This window comes from Arthrobacter sp. RCC_34 (assembly GCF_041360795.1).
Classification (GTDB): domain Bacteria; phylum Actinomycetota; class Actinomycetes; order Actinomycetales; family Micrococcaceae; genus Arthrobacter_E.
Map to the genome: position 1 here is coordinate 412,529 of NZ_JBFUPW010000001.1, position 16,256 is coordinate 428,784.

The following is a 16,256-nucleotide window of genomic DNA, read 5'->3' on the forward strand; positions in this document are numbered from 1 at the left end:
GAACTATGCCTACCCCCTCCAAGGGTCCGCGCCTGGGCGGTGGCCCGGCTCACGAGCGCCTGATGCTCGCGAACCTGGCCGCTCAGCTCTTCGAGCACAAGCGCATCACCACCACGGTCACCAAGGCCAAGCGCCTGAAGCCGTACGCCGAGCGTCTGGTCACCTTCGCCAAGCGTGGCGACCTCGCTTCCCGCCGCCGCGTTCTCGGCCTGATCAGCGACAAGGGCATCGTCCACGAGCTGTTCACCGACATCGCCAAGCAGGTGGAGAACCGTCCCGGCGGTTACACCCGCATCACCAAGATCGGCAACCGCAAGGGCGACAACGCCCCCATGGCCGTGATCGAGCTCGTGCTCGAGCCGCTCTCCGCGAAGCAGGCCGTCGTGGCCGAGGCCACCCAGGCTGCTGAGAAGGCCGCTCCGGCCGAGGAAGCCGCTGTGGAGGCTCCGGCCGAGGAGACCACTGAGGTCGTCGAGGAAACCGTCGAGGCTCCCGTCGCCGAAGAGGCCACCGAGGAAGCAGCTGAGGAGAAGGACGCCAAGTAAGGCTCCTTCCACCCAGTAGACTTTGGTCTATGCAGTTCGAAGAACCCGTCGTCACCCCCACCGGTGACGGCGGGTTTCTTCGTGTCCGGATGGGGCTGGCGTACGACGGCGCCCCGTTCCGTGGCTGGGCCGTGCAGCCGGGACTGCTCACGGTCCAGGGCGTGCTGGAGGAAGCCCTCGAAATGGTCCTCCGCCGGCCCGTGCGTCTCACGGTCGCCGGGCGCACCGACGCGGGCGTCCACTCCCGCGGCCAGGTGGTCCACTGGGACACCACCGAGGAGGAGTGGGAACGGGTTGGCCGTGGGAACGTCCACGGCACCGCCCAGACCCTGCAGCGGAGGCTCCGCGGCACCTTGGCGAAGGTCCTCGGGGACCTGAACGGCGCCGTCGTCGTGCACAGCGTGGAGCTCGCGGCGGAGGGTTTCGACGCCCGCTTCAGCGCCCTGTGGCGCCGCTACAGCTACCGGATCGCGGACGACGCGCGGAGCTGGGACCCGCTGGGCCGCTCGCTCGTGCTGTGGCACAAGAAGCCGCTGGACACCGAGGCGATGAATCGCGGCGCCGCGCAGCTCCTGGGGCTGAACGACTTCAGGTCCTACTGCAAACCGCGCGAAGGGGCCACCACCGTCCGCGAGCTCCAGCGTTTCGACTTCGAGCGGGGCGCGGACGGGATCATCACGGCGCACATCCAGGCCGACGCGTTCTGCCACAACATGGTGCGGGCGCTGATCGGCGCCACCCTGACCGTGGGGGAGGGCGCTGAACCGCCTCCATGGCTCTGGGAGCGGCTGCTGGAGAAGAAACGTGATTCACGATCGGTCCTGGCACCGGCGCACCCGCTGGTGCTGGAGTACGTCGCCTACCCCGAGGACGACCAGCTCAGGGCGCGTGCTGAGCAGACCCGGGCCCTGCGGGACTAAGACTTCGCCCACCTCACAGGGGAGGGCTCCCCATTGACCTCGCCCTGCCGTGGCGGGAGGGTGATGACCATGGGTGGATTTCTCGGAGCTGACGTTGAACAACTACGCGCCCTCGCGCGCACGCTGGAGCGTGGCGCCCAAGACCTCAGCTCACGCCTTCGTTCACTCGATGCCCTGGTGGCGGAGCCCGGACCCTGGCAGGGTCCTGATCTGCAGCGTTTCCAGTCCACTTGGCACACGGAGACCACCCCCGAAGCCCGCGATTGCATCCGGTCCTTGCTGAGCGCGGCCCGCGCCCTGCAGCAGCAGGCTCAAGAGCAGGAAAAGGCCAGCGTGGCAGCTGGCGGAAGCGGGTCGACAGGCGCGGGAGGGACGCCGCCGTCCGTTGACGGCAGTGACCGTCGATCTCAGGGCCGAGGCGCCGAAGGCGAGCGGGGCCGAGCGGGCGGAGGTCAGGGGGATCCCGGCGGTCACACCGATGGACCTCCGCCGTTGCCCAACGGCCTTGGTACGCCTGTTCCGGGCACCAGCGTCCCCCGGCCTGAGGCGCCACCCTGGCGCTCGGATCCGGATTCGCAAGGGCACGGAACCGCGGACGCAGGTTGGGGAGACCACGCGAAGAAACTCGTGGTGGAAACTGCGGCGGAAGGAGTCGGAGCCGTCTGGCCGGACGCGTCAAGGAATCTGCTGCACTACCTCGGCAATTCCGGCGAGCCCTTGACCCAGAACGTGGACCAGATGCTCAAGGACGTTCCACAGCTCAGAGGCCAGGCTGACGCGGACCTCACCAACCTGGCGCGCAGTGCGGTGGCCGATGCCAAGGGTTCCGGAGTCACCGGTCCAGTGACTTATCCCGTCAGCACGGATTGGAAGGGCTACTACATCACCAAAGACCAGAGTGAAAACTGGTTCTATGCGACCGGCGGTATCCAGTACAGCACCCAGGGGCAGGTGACGGTTTACCCTCCCGAGCAGCCTGGCGGTGAATGGCGCTACGTGACGGACACGGCTGTCAGCTACCGTGATCGGTACAACTGGGATGGGACCAAAGCCACGGACATCGGACCGTTCCACATCACCGATGCGGAGATGGGGCATCTCAACGAGGTGGGGCTGGCGCAGAACTTCAACATGGTGGGGCGTTCCGGGAATCGCCATGGGGAAGGAGCAGTGTCATGAGAACTTCCAGGGCCGCCCTGTGCGGCGCGATGCTCTTGATGACGGTCTCCTGCGCCGTGGGTCCAGTCCCGGAACCCGGAGGACCGTCATCGCTTTCCTCTCCCCAGCACACTACGACCTCGTCGAAGGACACTGCCATGACCACCACAGATCCACTGTCCGCTCAGAACATCCTCGGACGGGCAGGACTCTCAGACCCGCCCCATCACGGAGACCTCACCAGTTCCACTGAAGGTCTTCAGAACTTCCCGGACGCCGCACTGGTCACGTTCACGGCGGAACGCAAGGCTGTTCTGGACTGGTGCCGGGTCGCAGGGCTGGATGTGTTCCAGGATGCCGTGGTGGGGCCGCAGGACCGGGTCGTCCTGCGAGGTCACGGTGACGGTGAGGGGCTGGCGCTCTGCAGCAAGGACCGGGATTATGGGCGAGGGCCGAACGTCCGGGTGACCGTGGACGGAGCCGGCGCCACCGCCGTCGCGGTCTATTCACTTCCTGCGGGTCGTTGATCGTTCCTGCGCTTTTGCCTGAACGGGTCATTAACGATAAAGTTTTAAGTCGTTGTGCGTGTGCCCTCTCGATGTTGGGTGCCGGCCCGATGATTCTGTTGCATGGATCGTATATCGGGTCGCGCTATCGAGCTTCGGGTCTCACTGGTTCCCTAGAGCCCTCACCTCTGATCCGGTCGCACAGGAACCCTTCAGCAGGAACTCACGCCTGCTGAAACTACTTTGAACGCCAGAACAAGAACGAGGCATACACCGTGCGTACGTACACCCCGAAGCCCGGCGATGTTGATCGCCAGTGGCACGTCATTGACGCAACCGACGTCGTCCTGGGCCGTCTTGCCAGCCACACCGCCAATCTCCTGCGCGGCAAGCACAAGCCGACCTTCGCCGCTCACATGGACATGGGCGACTTCGTCATCATCATCAACGCTGAGAAGGTCGCCCTGACCGGCGCCAAGCTCGAGCAGAAGCGCGCTTACCGCCACTCCGGTTACCCGGGCGGCCTCAAGAGCGTCAACTACGCCGAACTGCTGGAGAAGAACCCGGTTCTGGCCGTGCAGAAGGCCGTCAAGGGCATGCTGCCGAAGAACTCCCTGGCTGCTGCTCAGCTGACCAAGCTGAAGGTGTACCGCGGTGCTGAGCACCCGCACGCCGCTCAGCAGCCCCAGACTTTCGAAATCACCCAGGTCGCCCAGTAGTCCTGGCCACCACCCAACTTAGTTTTCAAGGAGAATCGTGGCTCAGAACGAAGAACTGACCACCGAGGCCGTCGAGGCCGAGGAAATCCCGACCAGCTACACCTCGGAGAGCGCCCCGGCGCAGGCTTCCGAGCAGAAGGAGCGCCCGGCCCTGACGGTGCCCGGCTCCGGTGTTGGTCGCCGTAAGGAAGCCATCGCCCGCGTGCGCGTCGTTCCGGGTTCCGGCAAGTGGACCATCAACGGCCGCGAGCTGGACAACTACTTCCCGAACAAGCTGCACCAGCAGGAAGTCAACGAGCCGTTCCGCATCCTCGAGCTCGAGGGCGCTTACGACGTCATCGCCCGCATCCACGGTGGTGGCCCCTCCGGCCAGGCCGGTGCGCTGCGCCTCGGCATCGCTCGTTCCCTGAACGAGATCGACGTCGAGAACAACCGCCCGACCCTCAAGAAGGCTGGCTTCCTGACTCGTGACGCCCGCGTCATCGAGCGTAAGAAGGCCGGTCTCAAGAAGGCCCGTAAGGCTCAGCAGTACTCCAAGCGCTGATTTCTCAGCCTTCCCGAAAGGGCCGGTCGCAGAGCGACCGGCCCTTTCGGGTCCCTCGGCAGAAATCAGGGCTTGGCTCCACAAGCGCAGATTTCTCGGCCTACCAAGAAAGCGGCTCGCAGCGCGAGCCGCTTTTTTGGTGCCTCGGCACGATTCAGCGCTTGGCTCCACAAGCGCGGATTTCTCGGCCTACCAGGAAAGCGGCTCGCAGCGTGGGCCGCTTTTTTGGTGCCTCGGCACGATTCAGCGCTTGGCTCCACAAGCGCGGATTTCTCGGCCTACCAGGAAAGCGGCTCGCAGCGTGGGCCGCTTTTTTGGTGCCTCGGCGCGATTCGGCGCTTGGCTCCACAAGCGCAGATTTCTCAGCTTTCCCCCAAGGCCCGGCGGCTTCTCGGCTGCCGGGCCTTTGGCGTTCGCCGGGGTTGTGGACTTCCCCCGCGCTGCAGCGGCGGGGAAAGTCCCGATGACCGGGGGAAACGTCGACGGCGGGCCGGGCGGCGGGCTGACGGCGCCGGGGCGGCCGGTCGCGACCGGAACAGGCCCCGGAACAACGGTCTGCGCCGCCGGGGGCGCCGTCGGCTAGAATCGATCCGATGTCTAGATTATTTGGAACCGACGGCGTCCGAGGCCTTGCAAACGGACTGCTGACCGCTGAACTGTCCATGCAGCTGGCCCAGGCCGCGGCCGTGGTGCTGGGTCACAATCACAGCAACGGCAGCCGGCCACGCGCCGTCGTCGCGCGTGATCCGAGGGCCAGCGGCGAGTTCATCTCCGCCGCCGTCGAAGCCGGCCTCGCCAGCTCCGGCGTGGACGTCTACGACGCCGGCGTGCTGCCCACCCCGGCGGCCGCTTTCCTGGTGGCGGATCTGGAAGCCGACTTCGGCGTCATGATCTCCGCCTCCCACAACCCGGCGCCCGACAACGGCATCAAGTTCTTCGCCCGCGGCGGCCACAAGCTCCCGGACGAGATCGAAGACGCGATCGAGACCCAGATGGAGCTCGGCTTCGAACGGCCCCAGGCGGCCGGCGTCGGCCGTATCCGCCGCTTCTCCGACGCTGAGGACCGTTACATCCTCCACCTGCTGCGGTCCATCGCCCCGCAGCGCCTGGAAGGCCTCAAGATCGTGCTCGACTGCGCGAACGGGGCTGCCAGCGGTTGTTCCCCCGAGCTGTTCAAGGACGCCGGCGCGGACATCGTGGTCATCGGCGCCGACCCGGACGGCCTGAACATCAACGACGGCGTGGGCTCCACCCACCTCGGTCCGCTCAAGGCCGCCGTGCTGGAGCACGGCGCCGATCTGGGCATCGCCCACGACGGCGACGCGGACCGCTGCCTCGCGGTGGACCACGAGGGCCAGGAAGTGGACGGCGACCAGATCATGGCGATCCTGGCGCTCTCCCTCAAGGAAGCCGGTCAGCTCAGCCAGGACACCCTGGTGGCCACCGTGATGAGCAACCTCGGACTCAAGATCGCCCTGCGCGACGCCGGGATCACCATCAAGGAGACCGCGGTGGGCGACCGCTACGTCCTGGAAGGCATGCGCGAGGGCGGCTTCAACCTCGGCGGCGAGCAGTCCGGTCACGTGATCTTCGCGGATTACGCCACCACCGGTGACGGCCTCCTCACGGGCCTGCAACTGGCCGCTCAGGTGGCCCGGACCGGCCGCAGCCTCAAGGACCTCGCCGGAGCCATGAACAAGCTCCCGCAGCTCATGATCAACGTCAAGGGCGTCGACAAGGCACGCGCCACCCAGGATCCCCACGTCGCCGCTGCCGTGGCTCGCGCGGAACAGGAACTCGGCGAGACCGGTCGTGTCCTCCTCCGCCCCTCCGGCACCGAGCCCGTGGTCCGGGTCATGGTGGAGGCCGCGGACATGGAGACCGCCACCCGTGTGTGCGAGGACCTCGCGGCGATCGTCAAGGAGCACCTGGCCCTCGAGCCGACCTCCTGAGTCCCCGCTTCAGACGACGAAGGCCGCCACCCGGCAAGGGTGGCGGCCTTCGGTCGTTCCGGGGAGAAGGGTCTGTGGGTCAGCGGTTCTTGAGGGAGTCGCGGATCTCGGTGAGGAGGGCGATCTGCGGATCGACCGCTTCTTCCTCTTCCTTGATGCCGAGCTTGGCATTGCGACGGGCGATCATGTGGTTCATCGGCACGACGACGACGAAGTAGATGGCGGCGGCGATGAGGAGGAAGTTGATGAGTGCCGTGAGGAACACTCCGACCTTCACATCGCCGAAGACGAGGAAACTGTCAAAGTTGGGAGCGCCGACCAACATGGAGATGAGCGGCATGAGGATGTTCTCGACGAGGGCGGTGATGACCGCACCGAAGGCGGCGCCCATAACGACGGCAACGGCCAGATCGACGACGTTGCCCTTCATGATGAATTCTTTGAAACCCTTGAGCATAAGCTTCAAACTAGCGCATCCTGAGCCCGATCAGGTGGCTTAAAGCTTACTTTTCTGCGAACGGCGTGTCCGGAAGTGACAGGATTTCACATTCGCTGCAACCGTCATGGCCAGTGATTGACAGCTTTTCGCAGGCTAGCGGTAGCCCGGGGCGGACGGCAGACCGAAGTACTGCTCCAGGTTCTTGATGCCACGGACGTGCATGTCCCGGGCGGCCTCCGGCCCGATGTACCGCAGGTGCCAGGACTCGGCGAGATACCCCGTCACGGCCTCCTGGTCCATCTGGTACCGGACGATGAAACCGAACTCGTGGGCCCTCTTGGCGGCCCACACGGCAGCCGGGGTGGACGCGAAGCACGGGACGAACGCGCAGGCGCCGCCGCTGTCCCCGATGTCGAAGGCCCAGCCGGTCTGATGCTCCGAGTAGCCCGGGCGGGCCGACGCGGTGTCCGCGCTGGCGGTGCCGCGGGCGTTCGCATACGACTGGTACAGCCCCACCTGGGTCGCGTGGGAACGGTAGCCGCTCGCCAGGACCAGGCCCACCCCGTCCTGGGAAGCCGCCGCGAACATCTTCTCCGCCGCGGTGGCCGTGGTCGCGTTCACGAGCGCCAGTTCGCCCTGTGCCGTGCACGCGACCGCGGGGGCGCGCAGATCCTGCGGCGCGAAGTCCACGGGACGCAGCGGCCGGTGCTTGTTGACGACGACCCACGGGCTCCGGGGGTCATCGAACGAGTGCCGCGGGCCGCGCAGCGACAGGTACGGGGCGGCCGGTGTTGGCTTCGGGGACGGCACGGCAGAGGCGGAGGGCGACGGCGCGCGCGAACCGGAGGCCGAGATGCCGCCCGCAGCGGCCGGTGAGGCCCCGGCGGAACCCTGGGGCGTCGTCGTCGGCGAACAGGCGGCGAGGCCGAGTGCCCCGGTGCCGAGCAGGCCGGCCCGCAGAAGATCTCTCCGTCGTGGTTCCATCAGACCTTCCTGAGCAGCATGCGCCGGATCGAGTGATCCGGGTCCTTGGTCAGCACGAGCTGGGCCCGGCCGCGGGTGGGCAGCACATTGTGGACGAGGTTGGGTTCGTTGATGCGCTTCCAGATGTCCCGGGCGGTCTCCTCGGCCTCGGCGTCACTGAGCGACGCGTAGCGGTGGAAGTAGGAGTCCGGCTGGGAGAAGGCCGTGGTGCGGAGCTTCCGGAAGCGGTCCACGTACCACTCTTCAATGTACTGGGTCTTCGCGTCCACGTAGATGGAGAAATCGAAGAAGTCGGAGAGGGCCAGGCCGAGCCGCCCGTCCTGGCGGATCTGTGCGGGGGCGAGGACGTTCAGGCCCTCAACGATCAGCACGTCAGGCCGGCGGACGACCACTTCCCGGCCCGGGACGATGTCATAGGTGACGTGCGAGTACCAGGGAGCCCGCACCTCCTCGGCGCCGCCCTTGATGGCCGCCACGAAGCGCAGGAGGGCGCGGCGGTCGTAGGACTCCGGGAAGCCCTTGCGGTCCAGGAGCTGACGACGCCGGAGCTCGGCCAGCGGGTAGAGGAACCCGTCCGTGGTGATCAACTCGACATTGGGGGTGCCGGGCCAGCGCCGCAGCATCTCCCGGAGCACGCGGGCGATGGTGGATTTGCCCACGGCGACGGAGCCGGCGACGCCGATCACGAAGGGGGTCCGCTGGGTCTGTTCACCCAGGAACGTGGTGGTTGCGGAGTGCAGCTGCCCGGCGGCCTCGACATAGAGGTGAAGGAGCCGTGACAAGGGAAGATACACGTCCCGGACCTCTGCCATGTCCAGGGGGTCGCCGAGACCGCGCAGGCGGTCCAGGTCCTCCTGGTTGAGGGGCTGCTCCATCTGAGCGGCCAACCGCGACCAGGTCTGACGGTCCAGCTCCACGAAGGGGGACGCGCCGTCGCCCTGGTTGTCCATGCGGTGCAAACTCACCTAAGAGATTCTGCCCGCAGGCGGGGCCAGAATGAAATGCACACGCCCGGGCCGGTAGGCTTGTGCGCATGTGTGGAATTGTGGGATACACCGGCCGGTCCGCCGCTGCCGAGGAAGCGGAGCGCTCAGCCCTCGGCGTGGTTCTGGAAGGCCTCCGTCGTCTTGAATACCGTGGATACGACTCCGCGGGTGTCGCAGTGCTCGAAGAAGGCGGTGTCGCAGCCCGGAAGAAGTCCGGAAAGCTGGCCAACCTCCTCAACGAGCTGGAAGCGCACCCGCTGCCCGGGTCCCTGACCGGGATCGGGCACACCCGGTGGGCGACCCACGGCGGCCCGACCGACCAGAATGCGCACCCGCACCTGGCCGACGGTGGCAAGCTGGCGCTCATCCACAACGGCATCATCGAGAACTACTCCGAGATCAAGCAGGAACTGCTCGCCCAGGGCGTCGAGTTCCTCTCCCAGACGGACACCGAGGTGGCCGCGGCGCTCCTTGGCCAGCTCTACCGCAAGCTTGCGGACGGCGCCATGTCCGGCGACTCCGGCACCGCCATCCTGACGGAGGCCATGCGCCAGGCCTGCCAGCGCTTCGAGGGCGCCTTCACCCTGCTGGCCATCCACGCCGATGCTCCTGAGGCCGTCGTCGCGGCCCGGCGCAACTCCCCGCTGGTCGTCGGACTCGGCGACGGCGAGAACTTCCTCGGCTCCGACGTCTCCGGCTTCATCGACTACACGCGCCGCGCGGTCGAGCTGGGCCAGGACCAGATCGTCACGATCACCCCGGACACCGTGGAGATCACCGACTTCCACGGCAACCCGGCCGAGGGCCGTGAATACCACGTGGACTGGGACCCGGCATCCGCCGAGAAGGACGGCTACCCGTCCTTCATGGAGAAGGAGATCCACGACCAGCCCGAGGCCGTGGCCAACACGCTCCTGGGCCGTTCCGACTCCCATGGCAACCTGACGCTCGACGAGGTCCGCATCGACCCCGAGCTGCTGAAGTCCGTCAACAAGATCATCGTGCTCGCCTGTGGCACCTCCGCCTACGCCGGCCAAGTGGCCAAGTACGCGATCGAGCACTGGTGCCGCATCCCCACCGAGGTGGAGCTGAGCCACGAGTTCCGGTACCGCGATCCGATCGTGGACGAGAACACCCTGATCGTCTCCATCTCCCAGTCGGGCGAGACCATGGACACCCTCATGGCCGTCCGGTACGCCCGCGAGCAGGGCGCCAAGACCGTGGCGATCTGCAACACCAACGGCTCCACGATCCCGCGTGAATCCGACGCCGTGCTGTACACGCACGCCGGCCCGGAGATCGCCGTGGCGTCCACCAAGGCGTTCCTGGCGCAGATCACCGCCGCCTACCTGCTGGGCCTTTATCTGGCACAGCTGCGCGGTAACAAGTTCAAGGGCGAGATCAAGGACATCCTGTCCGACCTCGGCAAGATCCCGGCCAAGATCTCCGCGATCCTGGAGCGCGAAGAGGACATCAAGTCCCTGGGCCGTGACATGGCCGAGGCCAAGTCCGTCCTGTTCCTGGGCCGCCACGTGGGCTTCCCGGTCGCCATGGAGGGCGCGCTCAAGCTCAAGGAGCTCGCGTACATCCACGCCGAGGGCTTCGCCGCCGGCGAGCTCAAGCACGGCCCGATCGCGCTGATCGAGGAGGGCCAGCCGGTCTTCGTGGTGGTGCCGTCCCCGCGCGGCCGCGACTCGCTGCACTCCAAGGTGGTCTCCAACATCCAGGAAGTCCGCGCCCGCGGCGCCCGCACCATCGTGATCGCCGAGGAAGGCGACACGGACGTGGTGGACTACGCCGAGCACGTCTTCTACGTGCCGGAGACGCCGCCGCTGCTGGCTCCGCTCCTGACCACGGTGCCGCTGCAGCTCTTCGCCGCCGCTCTCGCCGAGGCCAAGGGCTACGACGTGGATCAGCCGCGTAACCTCGCCAAGAGCGTGACCGTAGAATAAGCGCCATGATTGTTGGAATCGGCGTTGACGTGGTGGACATCGAGCGTTTCAAGCGGCAGCTGGAGGGCACTCCGGCGCTGCGAGACCGGCTCTTCGTGCCTGCCGAGCGCGAACTGAACGACCGCTCCCTGGCTGCGCGTTTCGCCGCCAAGGAGGCGGTGGCGAAGGTACTGGGCGCTCCGGCGGGCATGAACTGGCAGGACTGCTGGATCGGTCTCTCCTCGGAGGGCCCCAGCATCCAGGTCAAGGGCACGGTCAAGGCCGTGGCCGATTCCAAGGGCATCAAGCACTGGCATCTGTCGATGAGCCATGACGGTGGGATCGCCACCGCCATGGTCGTGGCGGAACGCTAGACGACGAGCAGGACATGATCGGCGCTCATTCCGCGGATCAGGTGCGGGCCGCTGAGCGGCCCGCCCTGGATGCCGGGATGGGCGCCGAACTCATGCGCAGGGCCTCTTACGGACTGGCTCTGACGGTCACCCGCGAACTCCGGGCTCGGCGTGGCCGGGTGTACGGCTGCCGTGTGACCGGGCTGATCGGCAAGGGGAACAACGGGGGAGACGGGCTCTGGGCCCTGGCCTTCCTGGCCCGTCGCGGCGTGGCGGTCACGGCCGTCCTGGTGGACTCGTCGGCCCATGCCGAGGGCCTCGCCGCGCTCCTGGCCGCGGGAGGCCGGGCGGTGAGACTTGCGCCGGACGGTTCCACGCCGGACGGTTCCGGGCTTGACCGTTCCGCGCGTGACAGCCCTGCGCACGACGGCGCGGCCCGGCTGCCGCTGTGCACGCTCACCGAGGCGCGGGACGAGTGCGTCCGGGCGGACGTCCTGATCGATGCGATCCTGGGCACGGGCGCACGCGGCGGACTGCGGGGCGCCGCCGCCGAGGTGGTCGAACTCCTGCTCCGTGAGCACTCCGAAGGTCGCGACATTCCGTACGTCGTGGCCTGCGACATCCCCAGCGGCGTCGATCCGTCGACGGGTGAAGTGACCGGACCTGTGCTCCGGGCCGGGACCACCGTCACGTTCGCAGCCGCCAAGACCGGGCTGTTCCTTCCGCCGGGAGCGGCGTCCGCCGGCCGGGTGGAAGTGGTCCCGATCGGTGTGGAGGGCCGCCTCGGAGAGCCCATCGTGCTGCGGCTCGCGCCGGAGGACGTCCCGCGTCTTCTGCCACGGCCCGCGGCTGAGGGCCACAAATACACGCGCGGCGTCCTCGGTGTGGTCGCCGGCTCGGAGGAATACCCCGGCGCCGCCAATCTGGCTTGCGCGGGTGCGCTGTCGGCAGGGGCCGGCATGGTCCGTTACTTCGGCCCGCCGTCGGTGGCGGCCCTGGTCAACGCCGCGCTGCCGGAGGTCGTCTGTCACACCGGGCCCGAGCTGCAGGGCCGGGTCCAGGCCTGGGTGCTCGGCTCCGGGGTGTCCGGCGAGGAACAGCTGGACCGCTGCCGTCAGGCCCTGAACCTGGGACAGCCCGCCGTCGTGGACGCAGGGGCGCTGGACCTCGTGGGGGAGCGGGTCGCGGACCGCCCGGAGCTCATCCTCACCCCGCATGCCGGGGAACTCGCCCGGCTCCTGAGCCGTCTGGGGACGGAGCGTGACCGCGCGCAGGTCGAAGCGACCGCAGGGGCTTCGCTGCGGGACGCGGTCCGGCTCACCGGGACGACCGTCCTGCTGAAGGGACCACACACCCTGTGCCACGAGCCCGGCGGGATCCTCTATTCCCAGGCCGACGGCACACCGTGGCTCGCGACGGCGGGCAGCGGGGACGTCCTGGCCGGCATCCTCGGCGCGCTGCTCGCGCAAGGTGGCGTGGCGCCGTCGTCGGGCGGGGAGGAAGGCGACGCCGGACGCTGGGCCGCCACGGCCGCTCTGGCCGCGGCGGTGCACGGCAGAGCGGGCCGGATCGCGTCGGGGGAGGCCGACGGCGGGCGCGGCCATCCGATCACCGCACGGGACATCGCCCAGGCCGTTCGCCTCGTGTGGGATGCTCCATGACATCCGCGTAGCGGAATCGACATCTGAGTGCACTAAGGTGAGCCCGCAGGGGCACCGGGACTACCGCCTGAGGAGGCACACCGCGTGGAGAATGTGAATCAGCAAGTCTGGCCGGGCAAGCCGTACCCGCTCGGGGCGACGTATGACGGCGCGGGCACCAATTTCGCGCTCTTCAGCGAACGGGCCGAGGCCGTCGAGCTGTGCCTGGTGGACGACGACGGCGGCGAGCAGCGCATCCCGCTCACCGAGGTGGACGGCTACGTGTGGCACGCGTACCTGCCGGCCGTGCGCCCCGGCCAGAAGTACGGCTACCGGGTGACCGGCCCGTACGAGCCCGAGCACGGCAACCGCTTCAATCCCAACAAGCTCCTCCTGGACCCCTACGCCAAGGCCGTGGCGGGACAGGTGGACTGGGATCCGGCCGTGTTCAGCTACGACCACGAGAACCCCACGCAGCGCAACGATGACGACTCGGCGCCGCACGTGATGCTGGGTGTGGTCATCAACCCGTTCTTCGACTGGGCCGGCGACCAGCAGCCGGGCATCCCGTACCACCAGAGCGTCATCTACGAGGCGCACGTCAAGGGCCTCACCCAGCTCCACCCGGACGTCCCGGAGGATCAGCGGGGCAGTTACGCGGGCATCGCCCACCCCTCGGTGATCAAGCACCTGCAGGAACTCGGGGTCACGGCGATCGAGCTGATGCCGGTGCACCAGTTCGTGAACGACTCGGTGCTGCAGGACAAGGGCCTGTCCAACTACTGGGGTTACAACACGATCGGCTTCTTCGCGCCCCACAACAAGTACTCCTCCACGGGGGAGCAGGGCGAACAGGTCCAGGAGTTCAAGGCCATGGTCCGGGATCTGCACCGGGCAGGCATCGAGGTCATCCTGGACGTGGTCTACAACCACACCGCCGAGGGGAACCACCTCGGCCCGACGCTGTCGTTCCGGGGCATCGACAATGCCGCGTACTACCGCCTGACCGATGACGATCCCCAGTACTACATGGATTACACGGGGACGGGTAACTCCCTCAACGCCCGGAACCCGCACTCGCTGCAGCTCATCATGGACTCGCTCCGGTACTGGGTGACGGAGATGCACGTGGACGGCTTCCGGTTCGACCTGGCCGCCACCCTGGCCCGCGAGTTCTATGACGTGGACAAGCTGTCGTCCTTCTTCGAACTCGTGCAGCAGGACCCGGTGGTGTCCCGCGTGAAACTGATCGCCGAGCCGTGGGATGTGGGGCCGGGCGGCTACCAGGTGGGCAACTTCCCGCCGCAGTGGACCGAGTGGAACGGCAAATACCGTGACACGGTCCGCGACTTCTGGCGTGGCGAGCCGGCGGCGCTGGGCGAGTTCGCCTCGCGCCTGACGGGTTCGGCGGACCTGTATGAGCACTCCGGGCGGCGTCCCGTGGCCTCGATCAACTTCGTCACGGCCCACGACGGGTTCACCCTGCGCGACCTCGTGTCGTACAACGAGAAACACAACGAGGCCAACGGCGAGGACAACCGCGACGGCGAGTCCCACAACCGGTCCTGGAACTGCGGCGTCGAAGGCCCCACCGACGATCCGGAGGTGCTGGAGCTACGCTCGCGACAGCAGCGGAACCTCCTGGCCTCGCTGCTGCTGTCCCAGGGCGTCCCGATGATCCTGCACGGCGACGAGCTGGGCCGGACCCAGGACGGCAACAACAACGCATACTGCCAGGACGCGCCGCTGACCTGGGTGCACTGGGACGACGTGGACGAGGACCTGATCGACTTCACCGGCCGGCTGAGCAAGCTGCGGCAGGAGCACCCCGTGTTCCGGCGCCGCCGTTTCTTCGACGGACACCCGGCGGAGACCGCCGAGGGCGAGTGGCTGCCCGACGTGGTCTGGCTCGATTCGGACGGCACGCCCATGACGGACGAGGACTGGAACAACGGCTTCGCCCGGACCCTCGCCATGTTCCTCAACGGCGGGGCCATCCAGGCGCCGGGGGAGCGCGGCGAAGAGATCCTCGATGACGACTTCATCCTCTGCTTCAACGCCCACGACGACGAGGTGGAGTTCACGCTCCCCGCCGAGAACTACTCCGCGTCCTGGACCCCCGTGCTCGACACCTCCGACCGGGAGCTCAAGGGGTCGCTCGCGGCGCGGTCGAAGGTCGCGGTGCCGGCGAAGTCGATGCTCGTGCTGCAGGGCTGGCGGGGGTAGAGGGCTTCCCTACCTCCTCGCGAGACGCCAGTTGAGCACAGTGTTCCTCACCGGGACTGTGCTCACCTGGCGTCTCGCGAGCTGTGAGAGCTCCCTGTGCACCCGGTTTCACTCTGTGAGCAGGTCCTCGCCCGCCGGTTACTCGAGTGGCAGGATGGTGACGTGACTTACCTTGCTTCCCCTCAGCGCTACGACACCATGCCCTACCGCCGCGTCGGACGCAGCGGTCTGAAGCTGCCGGCCATCTCCCTCGGCCTGTGGCACAACTTCGGTGATGACAAGCCCTTCGAAACCCAGCGCGCCATCCTGCGCCGGGCCTTCGACCTGGGCGTCACCCACTTCGATCTCGCCAACAACTACGGCCCGCCCGCGGGCAGCGCCGAAACCAACTTCGGCCGGCACCTTGCGGAGGACTTCCGCCCGTACCGCGATGAACTCGTCATCTCTACCAAGGCGGGTTACCACATGTGGGAGGGGCCCTATGGTGAATGGGGCTCCCGCAAGTACCTTCTCTCCAGCCTGGACGCCTCGCTGCAGCGGATGGGTCTGGACTACGTCGACATCTTCTACAGCCACCGCCCGGACCCGGCGACGCCGCTCGAGGAGACCATGGGCGCCCTGGACACCGCGGTCCGGTCCGGTCGCGCGCTCTACGCGGGCATCTCCTCCTACACCCCGGAGCAGACCCTGGAGGCGGCCCGCATCCTCAAGGACCTCGGGACCCCGCTGCTGATCCACCAGCCGAGCTACTCGATGCTGAACCGCTGGACCGAGGACGGCACCCCCAACTTGTACGAAGCGCTGGACCAGGTGGGCGCGGGCAGCATCGCCTTCTCGCCCCTGGCCCAGGGCATGCTCACCGACCGCTACCTGAACGGCATCCCCGCGGATTCGCGCGCCGCGCAGCAGCGGTTCCTCAGCGAGAAGGCACTGACCGATGAGGCCATGGAACGTGTCCGCGGCCTCAACGAGATCGCCGCCGGGCGCGGGCAGACCCTCGCCCAGATGGCCATCGCGTGGATCCTCCGGGACCAGCCCAAGGGCTCTCCGGTCACGTCCGCCCTGGTCGGCGCGTCGAGCGTGCGGCAGCTTGAGGACACCCTCGGCGCCATCGACCGGCTCGATTTCACGGCCGACGAACTCTCCGCGATCGACAAGTTCGCGGTCGAATCGGACATCAACGTCTGGTCGCCGAAGCTGCACCGCAACTCCTGATCACCCGCACACGCGAGCGACGGCGGCGGCGGCCCGGCCGCCGCCGTCGCTCGCGTTCCGGGGCCGGGACTAAAAACGTGGCTGGGGGCGTTGTGAGGTGTTGCCGAGGGTTTTAGGGCCACTTCGGCGTGTTCGATA

Annotated in this window: 15 protein-coding genes; 12 read left to right on the forward strand and 3 right to left on the reverse strand. The window is 67.6% G+C overall.

Features of this window, described 5'->3' with window-relative positions:
* Positions 1-5: 5 nt before the first annotated feature.
* From rplQ to glmM, 7 genes are all read left to right on the forward strand, one after another.
* The gene (gene rplQ / locus AB6732_RS01940) at positions 6-545 is read left to right on the forward strand and encodes a 50S ribosomal protein L17 (RefSeq protein ID WP_370957838.1); all 540 of its coding nucleotides are present in this window, start codon (positions 6-8) and stop codon (positions 543-545) included.
* Positions 546-574: 29 nt separating this feature from the next.
* Positions 575-1,465: a tRNA pseudouridine(38-40) synthase TruA gene (truA, locus tag AB6732_RS01945; protein WP_370957840.1), complete on the forward strand. Its 891-nt coding sequence runs from the start codon at positions 575-577 to the stop codon at positions 1,463-1,465.
* A gap of 630 nt (positions 1,466-2,095) precedes the next feature.
* Positions 2,096-2,644 carry a hypothetical protein gene (locus AB6732_RS01950; RefSeq protein ID WP_370957842.1) on the forward strand — a complete coding sequence of 183 codons (549 nt, stop codon included), beginning with the start codon at positions 2,096-2,098 and terminating at the stop codon, positions 2,642-2,644.
* Positions 2,645-2,781: 137 nt separating this feature from the next.
* Positions 2,782-3,150 (forward strand): hypothetical protein, encoded by a 369-nt coding sequence (locus AB6732_RS01955; protein WP_370957844.1) that lies wholly within the window; start codon positions 2,782-2,784, stop codon positions 3,148-3,150.
* A 254-nt stretch (positions 3,151-3,404) separates the two neighbouring features.
* Complete coding sequence (gene rplM / locus AB6732_RS01960; protein WP_066211456.1) at positions 3,405-3,848, forward strand: 50S ribosomal protein L13; 444 nt, start codon at positions 3,405-3,407, stop codon at positions 3,846-3,848.
* Between the two features lie 37 nt (positions 3,849-3,885).
* Positions 3,886-4,392 (forward strand): 30S ribosomal protein S9, encoded by a 507-nt coding sequence (gene rpsI, locus AB6732_RS01965; RefSeq protein ID WP_307497761.1) that lies wholly within the window; start codon positions 3,886-3,888, stop codon positions 4,390-4,392.
* A 593-nt stretch (positions 4,393-4,985) separates the two neighbouring features.
* Positions 4,986-6,344: a phosphoglucosamine mutase gene (glmM, locus tag AB6732_RS01970; protein ID WP_066211450.1), complete on the forward strand. Its 1,359-nt coding sequence runs from the start codon at positions 4,986-4,988 to the stop codon at positions 6,342-6,344.
* Positions 6,345-6,423: 79 nt separating this feature from the next.
* On the opposite strand, the gene mscL is transcribed toward glmM, so the two are convergent.
* From mscL to coaA, 3 genes are all read right to left on the reverse strand, one after another.
* The gene (gene mscL, locus AB6732_RS01975; RefSeq protein WP_370957847.1) at positions 6,424-6,801 is read right to left on the reverse strand and encodes a large conductance mechanosensitive channel protein MscL; all 378 of its coding nucleotides are present in this window, start codon (positions 6,799-6,801) and stop codon (positions 6,424-6,426) included.
* A gap of 135 nt (positions 6,802-6,936) precedes the next feature.
* A complete protein-coding gene (locus tag AB6732_RS01980) occupies positions 6,937-7,767 on the reverse strand; it encodes a D-alanyl-D-alanine carboxypeptidase family protein (protein ID WP_370957849.1) in 831 nt (276 codons plus the stop codon).
* Positions 7,767-8,717, reverse strand: coding sequence for a type I pantothenate kinase (gene coaA, locus AB6732_RS01985; RefSeq protein WP_066211440.1), 951 nt, complete (start codon positions 8,715-8,717; stop codon positions 7,767-7,769). The genes AB6732_RS01980 and coaA overlap by 1 nt, the downstream gene beginning before the upstream one ends.
* An 83-nt stretch (positions 8,718-8,800) precedes the next feature.
* Here coaA and glmS point away from each other — a divergent pair, with 83 nt between their 5' ends.
* The 5 genes from glmS to mgrA all read left to right on the forward strand — a co-directional run bounded on the left by glmS (position 8,801) and on the right by mgrA (position 16,118).
* Positions 8,801-10,705 (forward strand): glutamine--fructose-6-phosphate transaminase (isomerizing), encoded by a 1,905-nt coding sequence (glmS, locus tag AB6732_RS01990; RefSeq protein ID WP_370957851.1) that lies wholly within the window; start codon positions 8,801-8,803, stop codon positions 10,703-10,705.
* A gap of 5 nt (positions 10,706-10,710) precedes the next feature.
* On the forward strand, positions 10,711-11,058 hold the full coding sequence (locus AB6732_RS01995) for a holo-ACP synthase (RefSeq protein WP_066211436.1): 348 nt from the start codon (positions 10,711-10,713) through the stop codon (positions 11,056-11,058).
* A 14-nt stretch (positions 11,059-11,072) separates the two neighbouring features.
* Positions 11,073-12,698 (forward strand): NAD(P)H-hydrate dehydratase, encoded by a 1,626-nt coding sequence (locus AB6732_RS02000; RefSeq protein ID WP_370957853.1) that lies wholly within the window; start codon positions 11,073-11,075, stop codon positions 12,696-12,698.
* A gap of 84 nt (positions 12,699-12,782) precedes the next feature.
* Entirely contained in the window at positions 12,783-14,903 is a 2,121-nt protein-coding gene (gene glgX, locus AB6732_RS02005; RefSeq protein WP_370957855.1) for a glycogen debranching protein GlgX, read from the forward strand.
* Between the two features lie 162 nt (positions 14,904-15,065).
* Positions 15,066-16,118, forward strand: a complete 1,053-nt coding sequence (mgrA, locus tag AB6732_RS02010) for an L-glyceraldehyde 3-phosphate reductase (RefSeq protein WP_066211427.1) — start codon at positions 15,066-15,068, stop codon at positions 16,116-16,118.
* The last annotated feature ends 138 nt before the right edge of the window (positions 16,119-16,256 follow it).